Annotated in this window: 23 protein-coding genes and 2 tRNA genes; 15 read left to right on the top strand and 10 right to left on the bottom strand. The window is 71.7% G+C overall.

Going from position 1 to position 24,666, the window contains the following annotated elements; translation table 11 throughout:
- Positions 1-136: 136 nt before the first annotated feature.
- From AB0M97_RS06335 to AB0M97_RS06325, 3 genes are read left to right on the top strand one after another with little or no spacing between them, the layout of a single operon-like run.
- Positions 137-1,936, top strand: coding sequence for a TerD family protein (locus AB0M97_RS06335; protein ID WP_365959567.1), 1,800 nt, complete (start codon positions 137-139; stop codon positions 1,934-1,936).
- A 14-nt stretch (positions 1,937-1,950) separates the two neighbouring features.
- Entirely contained in the window at positions 1,951-2,631 is a 681-nt protein-coding gene (locus AB0M97_RS06330) for an AIM24 family protein (RefSeq protein WP_279548604.1), read from the top strand.
- 16 nt (positions 2,632-2,647) lie between these two features.
- Entirely contained in the window at positions 2,648-3,403 is a 756-nt protein-coding gene (locus tag AB0M97_RS06325) for an AIM24 family protein (RefSeq protein WP_365959566.1), read from the top strand.
- Positions 3,404-3,523: 120 nt separating this feature from the next.
- Here the strand turns inward: AB0M97_RS06325 and AB0M97_RS06320 are convergent, their stop codons facing one another.
- Together AB0M97_RS06320 and AB0M97_RS06315 are read right to left on the bottom strand one after the other, a co-directional pair.
- Positions 3,524-4,039, bottom strand: coding sequence for an NUDIX hydrolase (locus tag AB0M97_RS06320; protein WP_365959565.1), 516 nt, complete (start codon positions 4,037-4,039; stop codon positions 3,524-3,526).
- Positions 4,036-5,496, bottom strand: a complete 1,461-nt coding sequence (locus AB0M97_RS06315; RefSeq protein ID WP_365959564.1) for a zinc-dependent metalloprotease — start codon at positions 5,494-5,496, stop codon at positions 4,036-4,038. Before AB0M97_RS06315 ends, AB0M97_RS06320 begins: the two co-directional genes overlap by 4 nt.
- Positions 5,497-5,688: 192 nt before the next feature.
- Between AB0M97_RS06315 and AB0M97_RS06310 the strand changes: the two genes are divergently transcribed.
- The 4 genes from AB0M97_RS06310 to AB0M97_RS06295 all read left to right on the top strand — a co-directional run bounded on the left by AB0M97_RS06310 (position 5,689) and on the right by AB0M97_RS06295 (position 8,836).
- Positions 5,689-6,801, top strand: a complete 1,113-nt coding sequence (locus AB0M97_RS06310) for an SDR family oxidoreductase (protein ID WP_365959563.1) — start codon at positions 5,689-5,691, stop codon at positions 6,799-6,801.
- Positions 6,802-6,919: 118 nt separating this feature from the next.
- The gene (locus AB0M97_RS06305) at positions 6,920-7,381 is read left to right on the top strand and encodes a molybdenum cofactor biosynthesis protein MoaE (protein ID WP_365959562.1); all 462 of its coding nucleotides are present in this window, start codon (positions 6,920-6,922) and stop codon (positions 7,379-7,381) included.
- A 124-nt stretch (positions 7,382-7,505) separates the two neighbouring features.
- Complete coding sequence (locus AB0M97_RS06300; protein WP_365959560.1) at positions 7,506-7,670, top strand: hypothetical protein; 165 nt, start codon at positions 7,506-7,508, stop codon at positions 7,668-7,670.
- Positions 7,671-7,738: 68 nt separating this feature from the next.
- Positions 7,739-8,836, top strand: a complete 1,098-nt coding sequence (locus AB0M97_RS06295) for a PDZ domain-containing protein (RefSeq protein WP_365959559.1) — start codon at positions 7,739-7,741, stop codon at positions 8,834-8,836.
- 94 nt (positions 8,837-8,930) lie between these two features.
- Here the strand turns inward: AB0M97_RS06295 and AB0M97_RS06290 are convergent, their stop codons facing one another.
- Entirely contained in the window at positions 8,931-9,473 is a 543-nt protein-coding gene (locus tag AB0M97_RS06290) for a PPA1309 family protein (protein ID WP_365959557.1), read from the bottom strand.
- A gap of 163 nt (positions 9,474-9,636) precedes the next feature.
- On the opposite strand from AB0M97_RS06290, the gene AB0M97_RS06285 reads away from it, so the two are divergent.
- From AB0M97_RS06285 to AB0M97_RS06270, 4 genes are all read left to right on the top strand, one after another.
- A complete protein-coding gene (locus AB0M97_RS06285; protein WP_365959663.1) occupies positions 9,637-12,600 on the top strand; it encodes a UPF0182 family protein in 2,964 nt (987 codons plus the stop codon).
- Between the two features lie 44 nt (positions 12,601-12,644).
- Positions 12,645-12,718 (top strand) — tRNA-Met (locus tag AB0M97_RS06280).
- A 228-nt stretch (positions 12,719-12,946) separates the two neighbouring features.
- The gene (locus AB0M97_RS06275; RefSeq protein WP_365959555.1) at positions 12,947-14,749 is read left to right on the top strand and encodes a tetratricopeptide repeat protein; all 1,803 of its coding nucleotides are present in this window, start codon (positions 12,947-12,949) and stop codon (positions 14,747-14,749) included.
- A gap of 85 nt (positions 14,750-14,834) precedes the next feature.
- Positions 14,835-14,908: transfer RNA gene (locus AB0M97_RS06270), tRNA-Met, on the top strand.
- A gap of 158 nt (positions 14,909-15,066) precedes the next feature.
- Here the strand turns inward: AB0M97_RS06270 and AB0M97_RS06265 are convergent.
- A complete protein-coding gene (locus AB0M97_RS06265; RefSeq protein WP_365959554.1) occupies positions 15,067-15,483 on the bottom strand; it encodes a Fur family transcriptional regulator in 417 nt (138 codons plus the stop codon).
- A 142-nt stretch (positions 15,484-15,625) separates the two neighbouring features.
- Here AB0M97_RS06265 and AB0M97_RS06260 point away from each other — a divergent pair, with 142 nt between their 5' ends.
- The gene (locus AB0M97_RS06260; protein ID WP_365959553.1) at positions 15,626-17,077 is read left to right on the top strand and encodes a catalase; all 1,452 of its coding nucleotides are present in this window, start codon (positions 15,626-15,628) and stop codon (positions 17,075-17,077) included.
- Between the two features lie 90 nt (positions 17,078-17,167).
- Here the strand turns inward: AB0M97_RS06260 and AB0M97_RS06255 are convergent, their stop codons facing one another.
- Positions 17,168-17,560, bottom strand: coding sequence for a CBS domain-containing protein (locus AB0M97_RS06255; protein ID WP_365959552.1), 393 nt, complete (start codon positions 17,558-17,560; stop codon positions 17,168-17,170).
- A 148-nt stretch (positions 17,561-17,708) separates the two neighbouring features.
- Positions 17,709-18,509 carry a histidinol-phosphatase gene (gene hisN, locus AB0M97_RS06250; protein ID WP_365959551.1) on the bottom strand — a complete coding sequence of 267 codons (801 nt, stop codon included), beginning with the start codon at positions 18,507-18,509 and terminating at the stop codon, positions 17,709-17,711.
- Between the two features lie 144 nt (positions 18,510-18,653).
- Here hisN and AB0M97_RS06245 point away from each other — a divergent pair, with 144 nt between their 5' ends.
- Entirely contained in the window at positions 18,654-19,262 is a 609-nt protein-coding gene (locus tag AB0M97_RS06245) for a helix-turn-helix domain-containing protein (protein ID WP_365959550.1), read from the top strand.
- A gap of 9 nt (positions 19,263-19,271) precedes the next feature.
- Here the strand turns inward: AB0M97_RS06245 and AB0M97_RS06240 are convergent, their stop codons facing one another.
- From AB0M97_RS06240 to AB0M97_RS06225, 4 genes are all read right to left on the bottom strand, one after another.
- The gene (locus tag AB0M97_RS06240; RefSeq protein WP_365959549.1) at positions 19,272-19,595 is read right to left on the bottom strand and encodes a multidrug efflux SMR transporter; all 324 of its coding nucleotides are present in this window, start codon (positions 19,593-19,595) and stop codon (positions 19,272-19,274) included.
- A gap of 118 nt (positions 19,596-19,713) precedes the next feature.
- Positions 19,714-20,724: a ribosome small subunit-dependent GTPase A gene (rsgA, locus tag AB0M97_RS06235; RefSeq protein ID WP_365959548.1), complete on the bottom strand. Its 1,011-nt coding sequence runs from the start codon at positions 20,722-20,724 to the stop codon at positions 19,714-19,716.
- An 11-nt stretch (positions 20,725-20,735) separates the two neighbouring features.
- Positions 20,736-22,052 (bottom strand): 3-phosphoshikimate 1-carboxyvinyltransferase, encoded by a 1,317-nt coding sequence (aroA, locus tag AB0M97_RS06230; protein ID WP_365959547.1) that lies wholly within the window; start codon positions 22,050-22,052, stop codon positions 20,736-20,738.
- Between the two features lie 162 nt (positions 22,053-22,214).
- Positions 22,215-22,937 carry a M50 family metallopeptidase gene (locus AB0M97_RS06225; protein WP_365959546.1) on the bottom strand — a complete coding sequence of 241 codons (723 nt, stop codon included), beginning with the start codon at positions 22,935-22,937 and terminating at the stop codon, positions 22,215-22,217.
- 50 nt (positions 22,938-22,987) lie between these two features.
- On the opposite strand from AB0M97_RS06225, the gene AB0M97_RS06220 reads away from it, so the two are divergent.
- Entirely contained in the window at positions 22,988-23,803 is an 816-nt protein-coding gene (locus AB0M97_RS06220) for an SOS response-associated peptidase (RefSeq protein WP_365959545.1), read from the top strand.
- A 1-nt stretch (position 23,804) separates the two neighbouring features.
- A complete protein-coding gene (locus AB0M97_RS06215; RefSeq protein ID WP_365959544.1) occupies positions 23,805-24,461 on the top strand; it encodes an alpha/beta family hydrolase in 657 nt (218 codons plus the stop codon).
- Positions 24,462-24,666 lie beyond the last annotated feature (205 nt).

Raw genomic sequence — 24,666 nt, 5'->3', positions numbered from 1 at the left:
AGCCCTCCCCGGAGGCGGGTCCGGCACGGCCGGGCGAGGGTTGTGTACCGGGTCTGTACCGACATCGTCCGGTGTCCGAGTTTGCCGTTAGCCTGGCGCGACGCACTCACTTCCGGATGGGGGACGGTCGTTACGCATGGCCAGGGAATTCCAACGCGGCCACAAGGCCAGGGTCAGTGATCTCACCGCGGGGACGGATCTGTACGTGGGCGTGCAGATCTCGGGGCCCGGGCTGAGCTTCGACATCAGCTGCTTCGGTCTCGACGCGAGCGAGCGGCTCTCGGACGACCGGTACTTCATCTTCTACAACCAGCCGAAGTCGCCCGAGGAGTCCATCCAGCTCCTCGGTGCGCAGGCCGGTGACACCGAGTCCTTCCGCGTCACCCTCGACCGGATCCCGCCCCAGATCCAGAAGCTGTCCTTCACGGCGACGATCGACGGCGCCGGGCAGATGTCGCAGATCGGTCCCGGCTATCTGCGCATCGTCGCGGGCGGCGAGGAAGTGGCGCGCTACCCGTTCAGCGGCTCGGAGTTCAGCACCGAGCGCGCCGTGATGCTGGGCGACTTCTACCTGAAGGACGTGTGGCGGTTCGCCGCCGTCGGCCAGGGCTTCGACGGCGGCCTCGACGCGCTGCTGAAGAACTTCGGCGGCGAGGTGGCCGAGGAGGAGACGCCCGCCGCGCCGCAGCCGCAGGCCGGTGCCAACCCGGGGTTCGCGCCCCCCGGCGGTGTCCCCGCGGTGCCGCCCGCGTTCGGAGCCCCCGCGCCGCAGAACTCGGGCACGCCCGCTCCCGCCCCCGCGCCCGTCCCGCAGGCCTTCGCACCCCCGCCGGCTGCCACGCCCCCGCCGCAGAACGTGACGCCGCCCGTGCACACGGCGCCGACCGTCGTCGCGCCCCTGCACACCCCGCCCGGCGGCTCCCCGGTGCCGCCCCCGGCACCCGCCCCCTACGGGCAGCCCGGCCAGCAGCCGCCGCCGTACGGCCAGGCCCCGGGCCCCAGCGCCCCGCCGCCCCCGGGCTACGCCCAGCCGCAGGCACCGCAGGCACCGCAGGCACCGCAGGCACCCGCCCCGCCGCCCGGCTACGGGCAGCCGACTCCGCCGCCCGGCTACGGGCAGCCGACCCCGCCCCCCGGGTACGGACAGCCGGCCCCGCCGCCCGGTTACGGCCAGCAGCCGCCGTACGGCCGGCCGCCCGGTGACCCGGGCCGGCAGGCGCCCTACGGAGCACCGCAAGGTGTTCCTCAGAGTGTTCCCCAGGGCGCACCGCAGGGTCCCGGCGTGGCCGCCGCGCTCCAGCAGTTCCGGGAGACGCCCACCGGGCAGCGCTGGACGCAGCAGAACCGCAAGATGGTCCGCGTCGACCTCGGCATCGGCGGGCAGCCCGTGCTGGCTCGGCAGGGCAGCATGGTGCTCTACCAGGGCAAGGTCGACTTCAGCTACAAGGGCGCCGGATTCTCCGGCCGGGTCGTGGGCAACGCGACCGGCCAGGAGATGCAGCTGATGCGCTGTACCGGCCAGGGCCAGGTGTTCCTCGCCGAGAACTCGACGATGCTGCACCCCATCGAACTCCAGGGCGACGCCGTGTGCGTCTCCGCCGAGAACGTCCTCGCGTTCGACGAGACCCTCCAGTACGAGGTCCGCCGCATCGAGGGGCACGGCATTCCCGGCGGCGCGCTGTTCACGATGCAGTTCCAGGGCACCGGCACGATCGTGGTCAAGACGCACGGCACGCCCGTGGTCCTGCCCGTCACGCCCACCACGTTCGCCGACTGCAACGCCGTGGTCGCCTGGTCGGCCGCCGCGCAGGTGGTCGTCTCCAGCCAGGTGCGGATGCGCCGCAACGCCTACCCCGGCGACACCGGGGAGAGCGTGAACCTCCAGTTCCGGGCGGCGCCCGGCAACTTCGTCATCGTCCAGCCCTACGAGATCTGAGGGAGAGCCCGTTCATGAACCAGCCGCTCGCGGGCTACGCCCCCGCACCCGTCGCCGCCCGCATGGAGAACCACGGCAACCACATGCTGAAGGTCGCCATGCAGACCGGGCACGACCTCCTCGCGCGCGTGGGCTCGATGGTCGCCTACGAGGGGTTCGTCCAGTACGAGCCCAACCCGCCGGCCGTGCGCCAGATCGCCCGTGACTGGGTCACCGGCGAGGGCGCGCCCCTGATGAAGTGCTCCGGCGACGGGCTGCTCTACCTCGCCGACTACGGCGCGAACGTCGTCGTGATCAACCTCAACGGCGACGGGATCTCCGTCAACGCCACCAACCTGCTCGCCTTCGACGCCCACCTCCAGTGGGGCGTGGAGCGGGTCAAGGGCCTGGCGAAGTTCGCCGGGCAGGGCCTGTGGAACACCAGGATCTCCGGGCAGGGCTGGGTCGCGCTGACCTCCCGGGGCAAGCCCATCGTGGTCGACTGCGGCGGCGGCGAGGACGAGACGTACGTCGATCCCGACGCGCTCGTCGCCTGGTCCCCGAACCTCAAGGTGAAGGGCAAGCGCAGCTTCAAGGCGCAGTCGCTGATCGGCCGCGGCAGCGGCGAGGCCTACCAGATGGCCTTCTCCGGTCAGGGCATCGTCGTCGTCCAGCCCAGCGAGGACAGCACCGACCGTCTCCGGGTCCGGGGCTGAGGGGGAGCACCACACCATGCAGAGCCCGATTTTCGCCTACAACGACCAGCAGTCCCAGGAGCGCTGGAGCCTGCAGAACAAGCAGATGCTCCGCGTCACCCTGGAGGGCCACGACGACATCCTCGCCCGCAAGGGCACGATGGTCGCCTATCAGGGCCTGGTCGAGTTCGACGCCGAGTACCAGGGCAACGGCCAGGCACACACGCGTGCGCACACGGGAGAGGGCCTGGACCTGATGCGCTGCCACGGGCAGGGCACGGTCTACCTCGCCAACCTCAAGCAGCACGTGCACGTCGTCGACGTCGACCACGACGGCCTCACCGTCGACAGCAGCTACGTGCTGGCGATGGATTCCGGGCTGCACCACGACGTCGTCGCCGTGGACAGCCTCTACGGCATCTCCGGCTCGGGGAAGTACCAGCTCAACATCACCGGCCGCGGCAAGGTCGCGCTGATGACCTCGGGCATGCCGCTGATGCTGCGGGTGACGCCCGACAAGTACGTCAACTGCGACGCCGACGCGATCGTGGCCTGGTCCACGAGCCTGCGGGTGCAGATGCAGGCGCAGACGCACTCCTCGGGCGTGTGGCGGCGCCGCGGCAGCACCGGTGAGGGCTGGGAGCTGAGCTTCATGGGCTCCGGTTTCGCCCTCGTCCAGCCCAGCGAGCTGCTGCCGCCGCAGAACGCCCAGGCCGGGTCGGGCGTCGCCGCCCAGTACGGCATGGGACAGCAGGGGGCGCGCGGCCAGAACCAGGGCAACGTCTGGAACTGACCGCCCGGCCGGTCGAACGGACGACCGCCCGACCGGCCATCCGGAAAGCAGACGGACGGCACACGTAAGGGGCGCCCGCCAATGGCGGACGCCCCTTACGCGTGCCGATGAGCCCCGGGCTCACAGCCGCCGGCGCGTCGCCTCCAGCAGCCGTACGACCGAGTCGTCGGCCACGTCCGCGACCTCGGCGTACGGGAACCAGCGCAGGTCCAGGGATTCGTCGCTGATCGCCTCGACGGCCCCGGGCGCGGCCAGCGCGGCGTACTGCACGTCCAGGTGCCAGGCGCAGGGCGTGCGGTGCCGGTCCAGGCGCACCGGGCCGCCCGCGACCAGCGTCAGGCCCTCGATGCCGGACTCCTCGGTCGCCTCGCGCAGGGCAGCCGCCGTCAGCGTCGCGTCGCCCGGCTCGCAGTGGCCGCCCATCTGGAGCCACATGCGGAGCTTCTTGTGCAGGGTCAGCAGGACCCGCTCCCGCGAAGGGTCGACCACCAGGGCGCTGGCCGTGATGTGAGCGTCCGGGCAGGCCTTCCACATGCCGTCCGGGTGGGCGGCGAGATAGTCCAGGTAGACCTGGCGCAGCTCCGGCTGGTCCTCGTAGGCCTTCAGTACGAGAACCGCGTCGTCGTGCAGGCTCACTCGTCGCCCTTGCCGTCGCCCTCGCCGTGGTCCTTGCCGTCGGTCTTGCCCTCGGCCCGGTCGTGCTTCGTCAGGTCGGGCTTGCCGGCCGCCTCGCCGAGCATCTTGTCGAGCTCGGAGAAGTCGATCTGCTCGCGGTGCACGAAGCCGTCCGGGTCGTCCAGGTCGGTCGCCGTCGGCAGCATGTCCGGGTGCGCCCACAGGGCGTCCCGGCCGTCGACACCGCGCGCGTCCGTCAGCGACGCCCACAGCCGGGACGCGTCGCGCAGCCGCCGCGGGCGCAGCTCCAGGCCGATCAGCGTGGCGAACGTCTGCTCCGCGGGTCCGCCCGAGGCGCGGCGGCGGCGCAGCGTCTCGCGCAGCGCGTCCGCCGAGGACAGCCGCGGTTTGGCCGCGGCGTGCACGACGGCGTCCACCCAGCCCTCGACGAGGGCCAGCGCGGTCTCCAGTCGGGCCAGGGCGGTCTTCTGCTCCGGCGTGTCCTCCGGCTGGAACATGCCCTGCTGGAGCGCTTCCTGGATCTGCTCGGGGTTCTGCGGGTCGAACTGGCCGACCACGTCCTCCAGCTTCGCCGTGTCGACCTTGATCCCGCGCGCGTAGCCGTCGACCGCGCCGAACAGGTGCGACCGCAGCCACGGAACGTGCGCGAACAGGCGCTGGTGGGCGGCCTCGCGCAGCGCGAGATACAGCCGCACCTCCTCCTGGGGCACGCCCAGGTCCTTGCCGAACGCCTTGATGTTCACCGGCAGCAGGGCGGCGCGGCCGGCCGGGCCGAGCGGCAGGCCGATGTCGGTGGAGCCGACGACCTCGCCCGCGAGCACGCCGACGGCCTGCCCGATCTGCGTGCCGAACATGGCGCCGCCCATCGAGCGCATCATGCCGATCAGCGGGCCGGCCATGGCCTGCATCTCCTCGGGCAGCACGTCGCCCATGGCGGTGCCGACGCGCTCGGCGACCGGGTCGACCAGTTCCTGCCACGCGGGCAGGGTCGCCTCGACCCACTCCGCGCGGCTCCACGCCACCGCGGAGGCGGCGCCGGAGGGCAGGGACGTCGCGTCGTCCAGCCACAGGTCGGCCAGGCGGACGGCGTCCTCGACGGCGCTGCGCTCGGCCGGGCCGATGCTCGCGTCCTTGACGCCGTCCGGCGTGCCCTGGGAGACCGTCTGGCGGGCGATCTGCTTGGCCATGTCCCAGTTCACCGGGCCTCCCTCGTACGAGAGCATCTGGCCCAGCTGCTGGAACGCGGCGCCCAGGTCGGTGGGGTTCAGCGAGCCGAACATGGCAGCGAACGGATTGTCCGCGCCGGGGCCTGCGAAGCCCCCGGCTCCGGGCAGCCCGAAACCGAACGGGTTGGCCGGGTCCTGACCACCACCGTTCTGCTGGTCCTTCTTCTTGCCCTCGTCGCCGTCGTCCGGCTCCTCCGGCGGAAGGCCGAATCCGAATGGGGTGTCACTCACGGGGTTCCTCGGCTGGTAGGGCCGCCGGTTCTTTCCGGCGGCACGGCTGCCCGACAACACCACCCAGCGTAGACACCCGGGGCCGATCGGGCCTCGGTGCTTCGCCGACTGACCGCCTGGGGCAGGATGGATGCCACCTGGTACGTGCGCGTAGCGCGTGTTCGTACTGAAGACAACCGCTGGAGACGCCCGGTGAGTTCCCCAGATCCGCAGGTTCGCGCAGCGCGAAACCAGTCAACCAGTCCCCCGCGCAGAGGGCCCGTCGTGGCGGTCACCGGAGCCGCGTCCGGCATCGGTGCCCTGCTCACCGAACGGCTCGCCGCGTCGGACGAGATCAAGCAGGTCGTCGCCATCGACGAACGGCGCGGCGACTGCGAGCAGGCCCAGTGGCACATCCTCGACGTGCGGGACCCGGCCATCGCCGACAAGCTCCGCGGCGCCGACGTGGTGGTGCACCTCGCGCTCGACCTCGATCTGGAGACGGACGCTGCCGCCCGAACGGCCTACAACGTCCGGGGGACGCAGACGGTCCTGACGGCCGCCGCGGCGGCCGGCGTCCACCGGGTCGTGCTGTGCACCTCCGCCATGGTGTACGGCGCGCTGCCGGACAACGAGCTGCCGCTGTCGGAGGACGCCGAGCTGCGGGCCACGGCGGAGGCCACCGGCGTGGGCGACCTGCTGGAGATCGAGCGGCTGGCCCGGCGCGCGCCCCGGGCGCATCCGGGGCTCAACGTCACCGTGGCCCGTCCCGCCGTCCTGGTCGGCGGGACCGACACCGCCCTGACCAGGTACTTCGAGTCGCCCCGTCTGCTGGTGGTGGCCGGGTCGCGGCCCGCGTGGCAGTTCTGCCACGTCGAGGATCTGTGCAGCGCCCTGGAGTACGCCGTCCTGGAGAAGGCCGAGGGGGAACTCGCCGTCGGCTGCGACGGCTGGCTGGAACAGGAGGAGGTCGAGGAACTCAGCGGCATCCGGCGCATGGAACTGCCGTCGACCGTCGCCCTGGGGGCCGCGGCCCGGCTGCACCGGATCGGGCTCACCCCGTCCCCGGCCGGGGACCTGGCCTACACGATGTACCCCTGGGTGGTGAGCGGCAGCAGGCTGCACGACGCGGGGTGGCGGCCGCAGTACACCAACGAGGAAGTGCTCGCGCAGCTGCTGGAGGAGGTCGCCGGGCGGCACACCGTCGCCGGGCGGCGGCTCGGGCGCAAGGACGCGACGGCCGCCGGTGCCGCGGGAGCCACCGTGGCGCTGCTGGGCGCCGCCGCGGTGGTGCGGCGCGCGCGGAAGGCGCGCCGGCGGATCTGAGGCGCACCGCCCGCCGCTTCCGGCGTCCGCCTGTTGTAGGAGGCTCCAAACTGGCACGCGTGCGTGCCGGGGGATGGCGCTATTCCGCGTTGTCGGTGGGGTGGGGCACGATGGGGGCATGGCACCCACGAACGACCACCCCGGTGAGCAGGCGGCGCAGGACCCGATCAAGCTGATCGCCATCCGGGACAGCGCGCTCTCGCTGGACGAGGTCTTCCGCGCGGTGGGGGACGACGCCGCGGGCGGCACGGCCCTGTTCGTCGGCACTGTGCGCAACCACGACGGCGGCGCGGACGTCGACGAGCTCGGCTACTCGTGCCACCCCAGTGCCGAGGCCGAGATGCGGCGGGTCGCCGAGAAGGTCGCCGCGGACTACCCCGTGCGCGCCCTGGCCGCCGTCCACCGGGTGGGCGAGCTGGCGGTCGGGGACCTCGCCGTGGTCGTCGCCGTGTCCTGCCCGCACCGCGGGGAGGCCTTCGAGGCCTGCCGGAAGCTGATCGACGACCTCAAGCACGAGGTGCCCATCTGGAAGCACCAGAAGTTCTCCGACGGCACCGAGGAGTGGGTCGGCGCCTGCTGAAGCCGGCTGCCCACCGGATGCCTCCGGTTGCGTAACCGCCCCCCTGGCGTGAGCGTTGTCACTGCGGATGGTTAATCTGCTGATCAGTCAGTTGCGGACGCGCGACGGAATTGGGGAGGTCGGCATGGCGGCGCTTGCCTGGTTGCTGATTCCGCTGGTGGCTGCGATCGGCGCGGGCCTGTGGGGCAGTTGGGCCAACAGGACCCGCAGGGTGCGCAGCGACGGGCCCGAGCTGATCGGGTACGCCCGGTTCCGCGAGGCCATGGAGAAGACCGGCCCGAGGAGCTGAGCGCTGCCGGGTGCTCGTGCGGACGGCCCTGACGGTCACCTGACAGAAGCGTCCCGTACTGTCGTTCCATGCCACGCCGCACCGCGACGATGCTCGCCTCCACCCTGATGCTGATCGCGCTCCTGTGCGTCGGAGTGTTCATCCCCGTGCCGTACGCGGAGATGTCCCCGGGGCCGACGGTGAACACCCTCGGGCAGCACGACGGCGAGCCGGTTCTGCAGATCTCCGGACGGAAGACCTACGGGACGAGCGGGCACCTGAACATGACCACGGTGCGCGTGACCAGCGCCGACTACCGGATGAACCTCGTGGAGGCCGTGTACGGCTGGCTCGCGCACGACAACAAGGTCGTGCCGCACGACACCCTCTACCCGGACGGCAAGACGGAGGAGGAGTCCACCCAGGAGAACGCCGAGGAGTTCAGCCAGTCCCAGGAGAGCGCCAAGGTCGCCGCCCTGAAGGAACTCGGCATCCCGGTGAAGTCCTGGGTGATCGTCTCGACGGTCGTGAAGGACTCCCCGGCCGAGGGCCGGCTGCACGCCGGTGACGTGATCAAGGCCGTCGACGGCACGGCGGTCAAGCGGCCCGCGGACGTCGCCGAACTGGTGACCAAGCACAAGCCGGGCCAGGACGTCGTCTTCACGATCGTGCCCGCCAAGGAGCAGGCCGCGGCCGAGAAGGAGAACCGGGCGACGGCGAAGACGGAGGACGTCACCATCACCACCGCGGCGTCCGACGACGACGGCGAGAAGCGGGCCGTCGTCGGGATCTCCGCCGGGACCGATCACACCTTCCCGTTCACCATCGACATCAAGCTCGCCGACGTCGGCGGTCCCAGCGCCGGTCTGATGTTCGCGCTCGGCATCTACGACAAGCTCACCCCGGGCAGCCTGACCGGCGGCGCGTTCGTGGCCGGCACCGGGACGATCGACGACGCGGGCAAGGTCGGGCCGATCGGCGGCATCGAGATGAAGACCCTCGGAGCCCGCGACAAGGGCGCCCAGTACTTCCTCACGCCCGCGGACAACTGCGCGACCGCCGCCAGGGACGTCCCCGACGGCCTCTCCCTCGTCAAGGTGGACACCATCGACGACGCCCTCGACGCCCTGAAGGACATCCGCGCCGGGGACACCGCCGACCTGCCGGCCTGCTCGGCCAAGGGCTGACCCCGGCCCGCCGGCCGACAGCCGCCCGCACGTGGCCGGGGGCGCCCCGCACCGAGCGCGGCGCCCCCGGCCACGTGAAGGACAGCCGGACCGCTCAGTCCTCGAACGTCGCCGCCAGCGCCTCCGCCAGGCCCGGCACCAGGTCGGACCCGGTGAGGACCTCCGTCGGGGAGTCCTTCTCACGCAGCCGCAGGGCCGACTCGCGGGCGCCGTCGCGCAGCACCGCGACCGTCATCCGGACCTCCTGACGCTCGGGGTGCTCGGCCACCCACTTCGTCAGCTGCGCCTCGCTCAGGTCCGTGGGGACCTGCGCCTCGGCGGACGGCGGCAGCATCAGGCGCTCCACGGAGAGCGCGCAGCCCACCACCGCGTCGGGCCAGGCGATGGTGCCCAGGAACTCGTCGAGCGGCTTGTCCGTTGCAAGTTCGTCCTGCTCGATCGGGGTGAGACCGGAGGACTCCTGCTCATCCGTGAGACCGAGCCGGTCCGCGAGCGTGGGCTGCTCGGCCCGCAGCCGTGCGGTGTCGACAAGGGCGAAGAGGCGGGCGGGCTGGTCCCAGCCGAGACCGGAGACGTACTCGTCGATCTCCAGGACGGCCCGGGTGAGCGGGCTCGCCGCCATGGGGGTGTTGGACATGGTCACAATCCTGCCTCGTTCCCGCCCCGAATCGGGAACCGAGTAAAGGGTGAGTAAGTTGCATAGGTGTGGGGCCCAGATCAGGGGCCCGCACACACGGTCCACGAACACGCGGGCCTGACGGATCAACAGCGACTTCGAGGTGCGCACCTTGGCTTTCCAGATGCCGGACCGCGGCGGAGGCCCGACGGGGCCACGGATCAGAGTGGGCCGCCCGTCCCGGCGGGTCCGGACCCTGCTCATGACGTTGGGCGTGCTCGCCGTGCTTCTCATGGCGTTCACGATGTTCGCGGGCTTCTGGGCCGACTGGCTGTGGTACCGCTCCGTGGACTACTCGTCGGTCTTCACGACGACCCTGTGGACCAAGATCGGACTCTTCTTCGTCTTCGGCCTGCTGATGGCCGTCGCCGTCGGGCTCAACATCTGGCTGGCCCACCGGCTGCGGCCTCCGCTGAGCGCCATGTCGGCCGAGCAGCAGAACCTCGACCGCTACCGGATGGGCATCGCCCCGTACAAGACGTGGCTGCTCCTCGGGATCACCGCCCTGGTGGGTCTCATCGCCGGCGCCTCCGCCTCCAGCCAGTGGCGGACCTGGCTGATGTGGGTCAACGGCGTGCCCTTCGGCGAGAAGGACCCCCAGTTCCGGCTGGACGTGTCCTTCTACGCGTTCGACCTGCCGTGGTACCGGTTCCTGCTCGGCTTCGGCTTCGCCGCCGTGATCCTGTCCGTGATCGCCGCCGCGCTCACGCACTACCTGTACGGCGGCCTGCGCGTCACCAGCCCGGGCGCCCGCGCCACCGCCGCGGCCACCGGCCACCTCTCGGTGCTCATCGGTGTGTTCGTCGCCCTGAAGGCGGTCGCCTACTGGCTCGACCGGTACGGGCTGGCGGTCAAGTCCAGTGACTTCAAGGCCACGGACAACTGGACCGGCCTGAGGTACGTCGACGCGAACGCCTATCTGCCGGCCAAGACGATCCTGTTCTGCATCGCCGTCATCTGCGCGCTGCTGTTCTTCGCCACGCTGTGGCGGCGCACCTGGCAGCTGCCCGTGATCGGTCTCGGCCTGATGGTGCTGTCCGCGGTCCTGATCGGCGGCCTGTACCCGGCGATCGTCCAGAAGTTCCAGGTCCAGCCGAACGAGCAGGCCAAGGAAGCCCCGTACGTCGAGAAGAACCTCAAGGCCACGCGGGACGCCTACGGCATCGACGGCACGAAGGTCACCGACTACCCCGGGACGAGCCAGACCGCGGACAAGACCCGGCTGCGGGACGACGTCGACGCCACGGCGAGCATCCGCATCCTCGACCCGAACATCGTGTCCCCGACGTTCCAGCAGCTCCAGCAGATCAGGAACTACTACGCGTTCCCGACCAACCTGGACGTCGACCGGTACAGCAAGAACGGCGAGGACCAGGACACGGTCATCGGTCTGCGCGAGCTGAACCTGAACGGCATCCCGAAGAACAACTGGATCAACGACCACTTCCGCTACACCCACGGCTACGGCGTCGTCGCCGCCGAGGGCACCACCGCCGACTCCGAGGGCCGTCCGAAGTTCATCGAGTCGGACCTGCCGTCCAAGGGCGACCTCGGGACGTACGAGCAGCGGATCTACTACGGCGAGAAGACCACCTCGTACTCGATCGTCGGCGGTCCCCAGAAGGAGATCGACTACTCCGACGACAGCGGTGAGAAGACCTACAGCTACAAGGGCGACAGCGGGGTCAACCTCTCCAGCCCGGTCAACCGGGCCGCGTACGCGGTGGCGTTCAGCGAGCCGCAGATCCTCTACTCGGGTGCCATCGGCGAGGGGTCGCGGATCCTGTACAACCGCACGCCGAAGGAGCGCGTCGAGGCGATCGCGCCGTGGCTGACCATCGACGGCGATGCCTACCCGGCGGTCGTGGACGGCCGCATCCAGTGGATCGTGGACGCGTACACGACGACGAACGGCTACCCGTACTCGTCGCGGACGACGCTCGGCGACACCACGGCCGACTCGCTGACCGCCACCAACGACAACCGGGCGGTGGTGGCCCAGCAGAACCAGGTCAACTACATCCGCAACTCGGTGAAGGCGACCGTCGACGCGTACAGCGGTGAGGTCAAGCTCTACGAGTGGGACACCAAGGATCCCGTCCTGAAGACGTGGATGAAGGCGTTCCCCGGCACGGTCGAGCCCAAGGCCGACATCTCCGACGCGCTGATGGCCCATCTCCGGTACCCGCAGGACCTGTTCAAGGTGCAGCGCGAGCTGCTGACCCGCTACCACGTCAAGGACGCGCAGACGTTCCTGAGCGGCAGCGAGGTGTGGCAGGTGCCGGACGACCCGACCAACAAGGCGGGCAACGCGGTTCCGCCGTACTACCTCAGCATGAGGATGCCCGACCAGAAGTCCCAGGTGTTCTCCCTGACGACGACGTTCACGCCCAACGGGCGTGACAACCTGAGCGCGTTCATGGCGGTCGACGCCGAGGCGGGCACCAGCGGCTACGGCGCCATCAGAATCCTGAAACTGCCGACGAGCACCACGGCCGCCGGACCCAAACAGGTGCAGAGCCAGTTCAACTCCGAACAGGACATCGCCGAGACGATCAGGCTGCTGAGAGGCGGCGACTCCGACGTCGAGTACGGCAACCTCCTGGCCGTCCCGCTCGACGGCGGACTGCTCTACGTGGAGCCGGTCTACGTGCGCGGCGGCGGGCTGAAGTACCCCCTGCTGCGCAAGGTGCTGGTCACCTACGGGGGCAACACCGCCTTCGAGGACACGTTGGAGGAGGCCCTCGACAAGGTCTTCGGAGCCGCGGGCGCTCCGACCCAGCCGCCGCCGGACGAGGGCGGGGGGGAGACGCCGCCTCCGCCGAGGTCCGACAACCCGACGGTCCAGGAAGCGCTCGACGACGCCCAGAAGGCCTTCGAGACCGGCCAGGAAGCCCTGAAGAGGGGCGACTGGGAGGCGTACGGCAGGGCGCAGAAGGACCTGGAGGACGCGCTGAAGCGCGCCGAGGACGCACAGTCCCGGGCCGCGCGGGGCGGCGGCGCCGCTGGGGACGGCAAGGGCGACAGCAGCCCGAAACCGTCCGGCAGTCCGTCGCCGAAGCCCTCCGGCAGTCCGCAGAACAGCTGAGCCGACTGCCCACCCCGCGCCGTGATACGGTTGCAGAACAACGGCGCGGGGTGGAGCAGCTCGGTAGCTCGCTGGGCTCATAACCCAGAGGTCGCAGGTTCAAATCCTGTCCCCGCTACTGGAGTCGACGGTTTCGGCCGCACGACCACAAGGCCCGGATCCTTCAAGGATCCGGGCCTTTGTGCGTGTGCGAACTCATGTGCCCGGCCCTCCGACGGCCGCGCCGCCATGGGGAGTTGGGCGATCTGTGTTTGACTTGTCTCTCTGTGGGCATGTCGACAAAACGCTGAAGTGACCTCACTGGCTGCGGTATACCAGGTGTACCCGGGTTGCAGGTGGTGCGACGATGGACGTTATGGGGGACAAGGCAACTCTGTACGAGACAGGGCGATTTGTGCAGCCGTCCGGCGGGGACGAAGCCGGCGACGAAGCGGGTGAGGCGGCCGAGGAGCTGCGTCTCAGACTCGCCGCCGAGGTCGGCGACGTCGAGGCGATGAGCGTGCTCGGGGCCATGCTGCTGCGCCGCGGCGACCTCGACGGAGCCGAACCCCATCTGCGTGCCGCCACCGCCGCGGGTGACCGCGCCGCCGCCAACAACCTCGGCGTCCTCCTCCACCAGCGCGGCTACGCCGAGGAGGCCGCCAGCTGGTGGAGGATCGCCGCCGTGGCCGGATCCGCTGCCGCCGCGCACGCGCTCGGCCGCCACCACCGCGAGCGGGGCGACGAGCCCGCGGCCGAGTACTGGCTGCGCCAGTCCGCGGAACAGGGACACGTCCTCGGTGCCTACGCACTCGCCGACCTGCTGGAACACCGGGGCGACAGCGGCAGCGTGCGGTGGATGAGAGCCGCGGCGGAGCGCGGCCACCGCGAGGCCGCGTACCGGCTCGCCCGCACCCTGGACCGCAGAGCGACACAGGACACAGACGGCGGCGGCCCGGAGGCGGCGAAGGAGGCCGAGCAGTGGTACCGGCAGGCCGCCGCGCGCGGACACCGGCGGGCCGCGCTGCACCTCGGCGCGATCCTGGAGAAGCGCGGCGAACTCAAGGAGGCGGGGCGCTGGTACCTGACCTCGGCCAAGGACGGGGAGGCGCGGGCCGCCTGCGCGCTCGGCTTCCTGCTGCGCGACGCGGGCGACACCGAGAACGCCGCCGCGTGGTGGCTGAAAGCCGCCCAGGACGGCGACGGCAACGCCGCGAACGCGCTGGGTGCGCTGCACGCCGAGCGGGGCGAGACGCAGACCGCCGAGCGGTGGTACCGGGCGGCCATGGACGCCGGGGACGTCAACGGGGCGTACAACCTCGGGCTGCTCTGCGCGGAGCAGGGGCGGACCACGCAGGCCGAGCAGTGGTACCGGCGCGCCGCGTACGCCGGGCACCGCGAGGCGGCGAACGCGCTGGCCATCCTGCTGCTGCACGGCGGGGACGAGACCGGCGCCGAGCCGTGGTTCTCCAAGGCCGCCGAGGCCGGCAGCGTGGACGCCGCGTTCAACCTGGGAATCCTGTACGCCGGGCGCGGCGAGGAGAAGGCGGCGCTGCGCTGGTACGAGCGTGCCGCGCGCGCCGGGCACACCGAGGCGGCGCTCCAGGTCGGCATCGCGCGGCTGAGAGACGGCGACGAGCAGGAGGCGGAGCGGTATCTGCGCTGCGCTGCGGGGGGCGGCAGCGCGGAGGCCGCGTACCGGCTGGCCACGGTGCTCGACGCGCGCCGGCCGCCCGCGCCCGCGCACGAGCTGGGCGAGGCGGTGCACCAGAAGACCGAGTGCGAGGAGTGGTACGAGCGCGCGGCCTCGCAGGGGCACCGCCGGGCGCAGGTGCGGGTCGGCATGCTGGCCGCCGCGCGCGGTGACGTGGTCGAGGCGGCCCGGTGGTACCGCGAGGCGGCGGAGGCCGGGTCGCGCAACGGCGCCTTCAACCTGGGGCTGCTGCTGGCCAGGGAGGGCAGCGAGCCCGAGGCGGCGATGTGGTGGACGCGGGCCGCCGACGCGGGGCACGGGCGGGCGGCGCTCCGGCTGGCCCTGGTCTACGCCCGCCGGGGAGAGCTGGCGGAAGGGCAGCGCTGGGCGGACCGGGCGGCGTCGCTGGGGCCGGGGGCGGTCGCGCAGCGGGCGGAGCGGCTGCGGGACGCGCTGCGCGAGGAGCTGTCGGCGTGACACCGGTCCGGGGCGTCCGTCCCCGGCCGGGCAGCTGAGCGATTTGCTTCTGACGTCGGCCTTGACGTAACGTTGCATTCACCGACGCGGGGTGGAGCAGCTCGGTAGCTCGCTGGGCTCATAACCCAGAGGTCGCAGGTTCAAATCCTGTCCCCGCTACTGAAGGCCAAGGGCCGGAATCCTGACCACAGGATTCCGGCCCTCGGTCTGTTTGCCCACCTGATCCGCAGGTGGCCGAAACCTGCTGCTCGGCGGGCACGGCGAAGCCCCGGCACCGATGGGTGCCGGGGCTCTCGTCGTTTCCGTGCTGTGGCGCTCTATGCCGCCGCGCAGTTGGGGCAGACGCCGCGGTACGTCACCTCGACGTCCGAGACCGTGAAGCCGTAGCGCTCCGAGTCCGGGAGGTCCGCCAGCGGGTTTCCGCTCGGGTGCACGTCCCGGATCGCGCCGCACTGGGCGCACACCAGGTGGTGGTGCGGCCGGTGCGCGTTCGGGTCGTAACGCTTCGCGCGCCTGTCCGTGGCGACCTCGAGCACCTCGCCCAGCGAGACCAGCTCACCGAGGGTGTTGTAGACGGTCGCCCGGGAGATCTCGGGCAGCTTGGCGACAGCCCTGGCGTGCACCTCGTCGGCCGTCAGATGGACGTGTTCGCCGTCGAGGACCTCGGCCACGACGCGCCGCTGCGCGGTCATCCGCCATCCGCGTCCACGCAGTCGATCCAGAAGGTCACTCATGGCACCAGCCTAGCAGCCACCGGGACCAGGACGGGAACAGGTGTGACTTTGGAACACAGCTTGACTTAGACAATATCTATTGTAGGATCGAGAACGGCTTTGGCCACGGGACAGAAAAAGACGCAGTACCAGGAGGAGCAACGTGACGCAGGGACCGCTCACCACGGAGGCCGGTGCTCCGGTGGCCGACAACCAGAACAGCGAGACGGCGGGCGTCGGCGGCCCGGTCCTCGTGCAGGACCAGCTCCTCCTGGAGAAGCTGGCGCACTTCAACCGTGAGCGCATCCCGGAGCGTGTCGTGCACGCCCGCGGCGCGGGTGCCTACGGCACCTTCACGGTCACCGGCGACGTCACGCCGTACACCCGCGCCGCGTTCCTCTCCGAGGTCGGCAAGCAGACCGAGGTCTTCCTGCGCTTCTCGACGGTGGCGGGCAACCTGGGCGCGGCGGACGCCGTGCGCGACCCGCGCGGCTTCGCGGTGAAGTTCTACACCGAGGAGGGCAACTACGACCTCGTCGGCAACAACACCCCGGTGTTCTTCATCAGGGACGCCATCAAGTTCCCCGACTTCATCCACACCCAGAAGCGCGACCCGTACACCGGCTCGCAGGAGGCGGACAACGTCTGGGACTTCTGGAGCCTGAGCCCGGAGAGCACCCACCAGGTGACCTGGCTGTTCGGCGACCGCGGCATCCCCGCCTCCTACCGGCACATGGACGGCTTCGGCTCGCACACGTACCAGTGGAGCAACGCGGCCGGCGAGGCGTTCTGGGTGAAGTACCACTTCAAGACGGACCAGGGCATCAGGAACCTGACCGCCGAGCAGGCCGCCCGGCTCGCCGGTGAGGACCCCGACTCGCACCAGCGCGACCTGCGCCAGGCCATCGAGCGGGGCGAGTACCCGAGCTGGACCGTCGGCGTGCAGATCATGCCGGTGGCGCAGGCGGCGACGTACCGCTTCAACCCGTTCGACCTGACCAAGGTGTGGCCGCACGCGGACTACCCGGTCATCTGGTTCGGCAAGCTGGAGCTGAACCGCAACCCGGAGAACATCTTCGCCGAGGTCGAGCAGTCCATCTTCAGCCCCGCCCACTTCGTGCCGGGCATCGGCCCGTCCCCGGACAAGATGCTCCAGGGCCGCCTCTTCGCGTACGGCGACGCCCACCGCTACCGCGTCGGCATCAACGCCGACCACCTGCCGGTGAACCGGCCGCACGCCACCGAGGCGCGCACCAACTCCCGTGACGGCTACCTCTACGACGGCCGCCACAAGGGTGCGAAGAACTACGAGCCGAACAGCTTCGGCGGCCCGTTCCAGACGGACCGCCCGCTGTGGGAGCCGGTCCGGGTGACCGGCACCACCGGCAACCACGAGACCCCGTCGCACGCCGAGGACAACGACTTCGTGCAGGCGGGCAACCTCTACCGGCTGATGTCGGAGGACGAGAAGGAGCGCCTGATCGGCAACCTCGCGGGCTCCCTCTCGCAGGTCTCGCGCGAGGACATCGCCGAGCGCGCGATCAACAACTTCCGGCAGGCCGACGGCGACTTCGGCAAGCGGCTGGAGGCCGCGGTCCAGGCCCTGCGCGGCTGATCACCAGCACTGGACCGCTTGCCGCGGCGGACGGGCCGGGCCCTTCGGGGTCCGGCCCGCTTCGCGTTCCTCCCGGCGTCCCGGGCGGCTCTAGGCGGGCACCTGCTGCCGCAGCGGTGCCCAGCAGCGGATGATGTCGCGGACCGAGACGACGCCGACGGGCTCGCGGCCGTCGAGGACGACGAGGTGGCGGAAACCGCCGTGGGCCATGGCGCCGGCCGCCTCCTCCAGCGTCCAGGACGGGGCCGCGAACACGACGTCGGTGGTGGTGTGGGCGTGGGCGCGTTCGGTGTCCGGGTCCTGGCCGAGGCCCAGGGAGTTGAGGACGTCGCGTTCGGTGAGGATGCCGATGCCGCCGGCGTCGGGGTCGAGGACGACGGCCGCGCCGATCCGGCGGGCGGACATCAGGGTGGCGGCCTGGCGCAGGGTGTGGTCGGGGCCGATGGTGAGGACCACGGTGCTCATGGCGTCACGGACGAGCATGGATGGAGCCACCTCCTAGGGAATCCGGGAGCCAGTTCTCGGATTCACATATTCACAAGTGGGGGGACTCTCAGAGTGGCAGGCGACGCGGGGGTCAACAAGGGTCCCGGCGGGGGCAGCCGGAGCGGCCGGGCGGCGCCAAGGAGTGTCAGTAGCGCTGGTTGAGATACCCCAGCAACTCGTCGTGGAGCGGGCCGTTCGACGCCGCCGCGTTGCCGCTGTGCGGGCCGGGGCGGCCGTCGAGACCGGTGAAGGTGCCGCCCGCCTCGGTCACGATGATCGCGCTGGCCGCCATGTCCCACAGCGACAGCTCGGGCTCCGCGCACATGTCCACCGAGCCCTCGGCGACCATCATGTACGGCCAGAAGTCGCCGTACGCGCGTGTGCGCCACACCTCGCGGGTCAGGTCGAGGAAGCCGTCCAGGCGGCCCTGCTCCTCCCAGCCGCTCAGCGAGGAGTACGCGAAGGACGCGTCGGCGAGCTTCGAGACCCGGGACACCTGAAGCCGCGACGCGGTGGACAGGCTGCGGCCGGAGAAGGCGCCGTAGTCCTTCGCGGCCCACCAGCGGCGGCCCAGGGCGGGCGCGGAGACGACGCCGACGACCGGCTGGAAGCCGCTCTCGCCCGCTTCCATCAGGGAGATGAGCGTGGCCCAGACCGGGACGCCGCGCACGTAGTTCTTGGTGCCGTCGATCGGGTCGATCACCCAGCGGCGCGGGCCGGTGCCCTCGACGCCGTACTCCTCGCCGAGGATCGCGTCTCTCGGGCGGGCGCGCTGGAGCTGGCCGCGGATGAGGTCCTCCGCGGCCCGGTCGGCCTCGCTCACCGGCGTCATGTCCGGTTTGGTCTCCACCTTCAGGTCGAGAGCCTTGAACCGGTCCATCGTCGCGGCGTCCGCCGCGTCCGCGAGGACGTGGGCGAGACGCAGGTCATCGAGGTAGTCGGGCATGCAACGAACCGTATCTGGCAGCGGCCCGCCGGGGCTACGTGGGGCTCGCGGCACCGGACGGGGCGCCCGCGCCCACGGGAACCCTTGACAGTGCCTCACCCCGCGTCAAACCTGTCCGCAGAGCCGCTCGCCCCGAGGGAGGCGATGATGCCTGCAGCGCGGGAGTCCCTGCTGGACGCCGCTTACACGGCCCTGGCCCGCCGGCCGTGGTCCGCGGTGCGGATGGTGGAGGTGGCCGCGGCGGCCGGGGTGTCCCGGCAGACGCTCTACAACGAGTTCGGGAGCAAGGAAGGGCTCGCCCGCGCGCTCGTCAGGAGAGAGGCGGACGCCTACATCGCCGGTGTCGACCGCGCCCTCGCCGGGCCCGCCGACCCCCGCGACCGGCTCACCGCGACCGCGGAGTGGACCGCGTCGGCGGCCCGCGACAACGCCCTGGTCCGCGCCCTGCTCACCGGCTGCTGGAGCGAGCGGCTGCCCACACCCCGGCTGCGGCCGGTGCGGTCCTCCGCCGCCGTCCCGGCGCAGCGCCGCGCGGACGGCCCGCTGCCGTCGCCCGGCGACTTCGTGGCCCTGGTCCGCGACCGTGCCGTGGCCGCGCTGGCCCCGCCCGGCACGCCCCGCGCGGACACCGCCGAACTGGCCCGGTCCTGCGAACTCGCCGTCCGTCTCGCCCTGTCCTGCGTGGCCGCACCGCCGGCCGACGGAGGCGTCGCCGACCTGGTGCGCGGCGCGCTGGCACGCCAGCCGGCGTGAGCGCGGGGGTCAGTGGGCGGAGCCGGACAGCTGAAGGCCCACGACGCCGATGATGACCAGGCTGATCGACACGATCTTCAGCGTGGAGACGACGTCACCGAGGAAGATCATCCCGTAGATCGCGGTGCCCGTCGCGCCGATGCCCGTCCACACCGCGTAGGCCGGTCCGACGTCGAGCTTCTTCAGCGACAGCGTCAGCAGGCCGAAGCTGCCGAGGGCGAAGACGCAGAACGCGACGGTCGGCCAGAGCCGGGTGAAGCCGTGGGACAGCTTCAGGCAGACGGCGAAGCCGGTTTCGAGCACCCCGGCCACGATGACCAGCAGCCACGCCATGTGTCGTCTCCCTCGTGTCCGCGTCCCATCGGGCCCCGGCCGGACTGCGCACGGGCTCGGATGCGGCTGGGTGCGATTATGCCCCGGCCTTCGTACGCCGAGATGAACAACGCGAGGGTCAGTCGCCTTCCGTGCGCTCCCGCGTCGCCAGCAGCCTGCGCAGCGAGTACAGCCGCGCCGGGTCCGCGTGGCCCTGTTCCACCCACTGGTCCAGCGCGCAGTCCGGCTCGTCGTGGCCGCACGCGCGTGGGCAGCCCTCGGTGCCCGGCGCCAGGTCCGGGAAGGCGTGGATCACCCGGGACGGGTCGACATGGGCCAGCCCGAAGGACCGCACGCCCGGGGTGTCGATCACCCAGCCGTCCACGCCGTCCAGCGGCAGGGCCAGCGCCGAGGTGGTGGTGTGCCGGCCGCGCCCGGTCACCGCGTTGACGTGACCGGTCAGCCGGCGGCGCTCCTCCGGGACCAGCGCGTTGACCAGGGTCGTCTTGCCGACGCCGGAGTGCCCGACGAAGGCCGTGGCCTTGCCGCCCAGATGCTCGCGTACCCGGTCGGCGGCGTCGCCGTTCTCCAGTTCGTCGCGGCTGGTGACGACGTACGGGATGTCCAGGTCGCCGTACAGCTCCAGGAGTTTGTCCGGAGGGGCGAGGTCGGACTTCGTCATGACGAGCAGCGGGGTGAGGCCGCCGTCGAAGGCCGCGACGAGGCAGCGGTCGATCAGCCGCGGGCGCGGCTCGGGGTCGGCGAGCGCGGTGACGACGGCGAGCTGGTCGGCGTTGGCGACGACCACGCGCTCGAACGGGTCGTCGTCGTCCGCGGTGCGCCGCAGCACCGACGTCCGCTCCGCGATGCGCACGATGCGGGCGAGGGTGTCCTTCTTGCCGGACATGTCGCCGACGAGGGCCACCCGGTCGCCGACCACGGCGGCCTTGCGGCCCAGTTCGCGGGCCTTCATCGCCATGACGACCCGGCCCTCGACGAGGCAGGTCAGCCGGCCCCGGTCGACGGTGAGGACCATGCCCTCGGCGGCGTCCTCGTGCTTGGGCCGGATGTTCGTGCGCGGCCGGTTGCCCTTGCGGTTGGGGCGGCTGCGGATGTCGTCCTCGTCGGTGTGCTTGCCGTAGCGGCGCATGCGAACGTCCCTTACGCCCCGAGCATCCCGGTCCACAGTTCGGGGAAGTCGGGCAAGGTCTTCGCCGTCGTGGCGACGTTCTCGATCCGCACGCCCGGCACCGCGAGGCCGATGATCGCGCCCGCCGTGGCCATGCGGTGGTCGTCGTACGTGTGGAAGACCCCGCCGTGCAGCGGACGGGGGCGGATGTGCAGTCCGTCGGCGGTCTCGGTGACGTCGCCGCCGAGTTCGTTGATCTCCTTGGTCAGCGCGGCCAGCCGGTCCGTCTCGTGCAGCCGCAGGTGCGCCACGCCGCGCAGCGTGGACGGGGAGTCGGCGAGCGCGGCGACCGCGGCGATGCCCGGGGTGAGCTCGCCGACCTCGCTGAGGTCGACGTCGATGCCGTGGACGGCACCCGATCCGGTGAAGCGCAGGCCGTAGTCGGTCAGCTCGCAGGAGCCGCCCATTTCGGTGAAGATCTCCCGCAGCCGGTCGCCGGGCTGGGTGGTGCGGGCCGGCCAGTCCGGGATGACGACCCTGCCGCCGGTCACCAGCGCCGCCGCCAGGAACGGCTGGGCGTTCGACAGGTCCGGCTCGATGGTCAGGTCCCGGCCGAGCAGGGCGCCCGGCGTGACCCGCCAGACGTTCGCCTCGCCGCCCGACTCGGGCGTGTCCACCTGGGCGCCGACCGCGCGCAGCATGTCGACCGTCATGCGGATGTGCGGCATGGACGGCAGCGTGGCACCGGTGTGGCGGACCTCGACGCCCTGGTTGAAGCGCGGCCCGGACAGCAGCAGGGCGCTGACGAACTGCGACGAGGAGGACGCGTCGATCGCCACCGCACCGCCGTCCAGGGCGCCGCCGCCGTGCACCGTGAGCGGCAGCGCGCCGCGCCCGTCGTCGTCGATCCGGGCGCCGAGGCCGCGCAGCGCGTCGATGACGCCGTGCAGGGGACGCTCGTAGGAGCGGGGGTCGCCGTCGAAGCGGACGGGGCCGTCGGCGAGCGCGGCGACCGGCGGCAGGAAGCGCATCACCGTGCCGGCGTTGCCGACGTCGACCGTGGCCGGGCCGCGCAGTCCGGAGGGAATCACACGCCAGGCCTCGCCGGTGCCGTCCGGGCCCACGCCCTCCTCGATGCCGACGCCCATGGCGCGCAGCGCACCGGCCATCAGCAGGGTGTCCCGGGAGCGCAGCGGGCGGCGCAGCCAGCCCGGCTCGGAGGCGAGGGCGGCCAGCACCAGGGCGCGGTTGGTGACCGACTTGGACCCGGGCACGTGGACCGTCGCGTCGACGGCTCCGCTCGCGTGCGGGGCGGGCCAAAGGGCGGTGTGCGCAGGGTTAACGGTCATGCGCACCACTTTAGTGGTTGCGAATGACGGGAGATCTTGATCAAAAACGGCGAAATCGGAGCGAAACAGAGCTGTGGTACACGCGGCGGCTGCCCCGCATATATGCGTCCTCGCAGCCCACGACCGCGCCGCTCACGCCCCCTCGCGCCCTCTCGTGCCCCCTCACATCTCCAGCAGCCAGCGGCCCCCGCCTATCAGCGAGCACAGCGACACCGCGTGGAACAGGAACAGCCACAGCGCGGCCGGAACGTTCGTCAGCCGCGACAACTGGTCCGCGTCCGAGTCGCCGGCCCCGCCCCGCGACCGCTTCGCCTGCAGCTCGAACGCCGGACGCACCCCGCCGAGCAGCAGAAACCACACCACCGCGTACGCGAACGCCGCCTGCACCTGCGGCCCGGTCAGCCACGACACCAGGACGAACAGGGCGCCGGTGAGGATCACCGTCAGCGCCCCGTAGGCGTTGCGGATCATCACGAGCATCGCCACCAGCAGCACGGTCGCCAGCCACAGCAGCAGCGTGATGCGCCCCGAGTCGAGCAGGGCCGCGCCGCCGAGGCCGAGCAGCGGGGGAGCGGTGTAGCCGCCGGCGGCCGTGAGGATCATGCCGATGCCGTGCGGCTTGCCGCGGCTGACGGTCAGGCCGCTGGTGTCCGAGTGCAGCCGGATGCCGGTGAGGGTCCGGCCGGTGAGCAGCGCCACCAGCCCGTGGCCGCCCTCGTGGGCGATGGTGACGGCGTTGCGCGCCACGCGCCACGGCCCGTGCGGCACGACCACGGCGAGCGCCGCGACCAGGGACGCGATCACCACCCACAGGTCGGGGTCGGGCTGGGTGCCGGAAACCTCGTCCCAGAGCGGGGCGAGCGGGACGGATGCGAGCTGATGCATGTTCGGAAGGGGCTCCTCGTGGTCGCGCGGAGTCTGGCAGTGTGGCACGTATGTGCGGACGGTATGCAGCCAGTCGTAGGCCCGAGGATCTCGCAGGAATCTTCGAGATCGAGAAGTGGGACCCCGAGGAGACCCTGGCCCCCGACTTCAACGTGGCCCCCACCAAGGAGGTCCACGCCATCCTCGACCGGCCTGTGAAGGACGAGCCGGACCCACGGCCGGTCCGGCAGCTGAGGAAGCTGAAGTGGGGCCTGGTGCCGTCCTGGTCCAAGACGCCCGAGGGCGCCGCCCGCATGATCAACGCGCGCGCGGAGACCGTCCACGAGAAGCCGTCGTACCGCCGCGCCTTCGCGGCCCGGCGCTGCATCCTGCCCGCCGACGGCTACTACGAGTGGGTCACCGGCACGCAGGAGCGCGAGCTGGAGGTCGAGGGGAAGAGGAAGCGCCCGCGCAAGCAGCCCTACTTCGTGTCGCCCGCGGACGGCTCGGTGTTCGCCATGGCCGGGCTGTACGAGTTCTGGCGCGACAAGACGCTCCCGGACGACCACCCGGGGGCCTGGTGGGTGACGTGCTCGGTGATCACCACCGAGGCCGAGAGCACCCCGCTCGCGGTCGCGCCCGCCGAGGGGCCCCGCTCGCTCGCCGACATCCACCCGCGCATGCCGCTGATGCTCACCCCGGACCGCTGGGACGCCTGGCTGGACCCGGGCAGGACCGACCCGGACGACCTGCGTGAGCTGCTCGCGCCCCCGCCGCCCGGCCTGATGCGCGCCTACCCGGTGTCCACGGCGGTCAGCAACGTCCGCAACAACGGCCCGGAGCTGCTCAAGGAGCTGGAGGCGCCGGAAGAGGGCACACTCTTCTGATGTGACGACCGAGATCCCCGTGACCACCGAGACCGTCGAGACGGATGCGGGCACCGCGCGCGTCACCTGGCACCGGGCGAGGACACCACGGCTCGTGCTGGCCGCGAGCCATGGCGTCGGCGGCGGCATCGAGGCACGCGACCTGGCGGCGCTCGCCGCCGCGCTGCCCGCGCGCGGGGTGACCGTCGCCCTGGTGGAGCAGCCCTGGCGGGTGGCCGGCAAGAAGCTCGCCCCCGCCCCGAAGACCCTCGACACCGGCTGGCGCGGCGTGTGGCCCGCCCTGGCCGCGCCGGGCCTTCCGGTGATCTCGGGTGGTCGCAGCGCGGGCGCCCGCGTCGCCTGCCGCACGGCGGCGGAACTGGGCGCCGCCGGCGTCCTCGTGCTCGGTTTCCCGCTGCACCCGCCGGGCAGGCCCGGGTCCTCGCGCGAGCAGGAGCTGTTCGGCGTGCGGGAGGCAGGGATCCCGCTGCTGATCGTCCAGGGCGGCAACGACCCGTTCGGCCGACCCGAGGAGTTCCCCGAGGGATACCGGCCGCACGTCGTCGTGCCCCACGGCGACCATGGTTTCGCCGTGCCGAAACGGGCGGGCATCACCCAGGACGAGGCACTGGCGGTGATCGTCGAGGGGGTCGCCGAGTGGGCCGGATCACTGGGCTGACGGCCGGGAATGCGGAGCCGGCGGGCACTGTTGAGCCCGACGTACGTGCCGGTCACCGGCACAGCCGTCGTAGGAGAGGAAGTCCGCCGCATGGGTGCCACCTTCTGCCCGCGTCTCAGCAGCCGCGACCAGCTCGACTGGACGGTGCTGCCCGCGGCGAAGACCGTGCCGGGCCGTGCGTCGGGCGGATCGAATCGGCAGGCGT

Source organism: Streptomyces sp. NPDC051207, assembly GCF_040682395.1.
Classification (GTDB): Bacteria; Actinomycetota; Actinomycetes; order Streptomycetales; family Streptomycetaceae; genus Streptomyces.
Note: the sequence above shows the minus strand (reverse complement) of the source record. Positions and strands in the feature narration are given on the sequence as shown.

Bases quoted from the DNA above. Each gene is read 5' to 3' on its own strand.
- AB0M97_RS06335 (WP_365959567.1), top strand. From the start codon at position 137: ATGGCCAGGGAATTCCAACGCGGCCACAAGGCCAGGGTCAGTGATCTC.
- AB0M97_RS06330 (WP_279548604.1), top strand. From the start codon at position 1,951: ATGAACCAGCCGCTCGCGGGCTACGCCCCCGCACCCGTCGCCGCCCGC.
- AB0M97_RS06325 (WP_365959566.1), top strand. From the start codon at position 2,648: ATGCAGAGCCCGATTTTCGCCTACAACGACCAGCAGTCCCAGGAGCGC.
- AB0M97_RS06305 (WP_365959562.1), top strand. From the start codon at position 6,920: ATGGCACCCACGAACGACCACCCCGGTGAGCAGGCGGCGCAGGACCCG.
- AB0M97_RS06300 (WP_365959560.1), top strand. From the start codon at position 7,506: ATGGCGGCGCTTGCCTGGTTGCTGATTCCGCTGGTGGCTGCGATCGGC.
- AB0M97_RS06295 (WP_365959559.1), top strand. From the start codon at position 7,739: ATGCCACGCCGCACCGCGACGATGCTCGCCTCCACCCTGATGCTGATC.
- AB0M97_RS06290 (WP_365959557.1), bottom strand. From the start codon at position 9,473: ATGTCCAACACCCCCATGGCGGCGAGCCCGCTCACCCGGGCCGTCCTG.
- AB0M97_RS06285 (WP_365959663.1), top strand. From the start codon at position 9,637: ATGCCGGACCGCGGCGGAGGCCCGACGGGGCCACGGATCAGAGTGGGC.
- AB0M97_RS06275 (WP_365959555.1), top strand. From the start codon at position 12,947: ATGGACGTTATGGGGGACAAGGCAACTCTGTACGAGACAGGGCGATTT.
- AB0M97_RS06265 (WP_365959554.1), bottom strand. From the start codon at position 15,483: ATGAGTGACCTTCTGGATCGACTGCGTGGACGCGGATGGCGGATGACC.
- AB0M97_RS06255 (WP_365959552.1), bottom strand. From the start codon at position 17,560: ATGCTCGTCCGTGACGCCATGAGCACCGTGGTCCTCACCATCGGCCCC.
- hisN (WP_365959551.1), bottom strand. From the start codon at position 18,509: ATGCCCGACTACCTCGATGACCTGCGTCTCGCCCACGTCCTCGCGGAC.
- AB0M97_RS06245 (WP_365959550.1), top strand. From the start codon at position 18,654: ATGATGCCTGCAGCGCGGGAGTCCCTGCTGGACGCCGCTTACACGGCC.
- AB0M97_RS06240 (WP_365959549.1), bottom strand. From the start codon at position 19,595: ATGGCGTGGCTGCTGGTCATCGTGGCCGGGGTGCTCGAAACCGGCTTC.
- rsgA (WP_365959548.1), bottom strand. From the start codon at position 20,724: ATGCGCCGCTACGGCAAGCACACCGACGAGGACGACATCCGCAGCCGC.
- aroA (WP_365959547.1), bottom strand. From the start codon at position 22,052: ATGACCGTTAACCCTGCGCACACCGCCCTTTGGCCCGCCCCGCACGCG.
- AB0M97_RS06225 (WP_365959546.1), bottom strand. From the start codon at position 22,937: ATGCATCAGCTCGCATCCGTCCCGCTCGCCCCGCTCTGGGACGAGGTT.
- AB0M97_RS06220 (WP_365959545.1), top strand. From the start codon at position 22,988: ATGTGCGGACGGTATGCAGCCAGTCGTAGGCCCGAGGATCTCGCAGGA.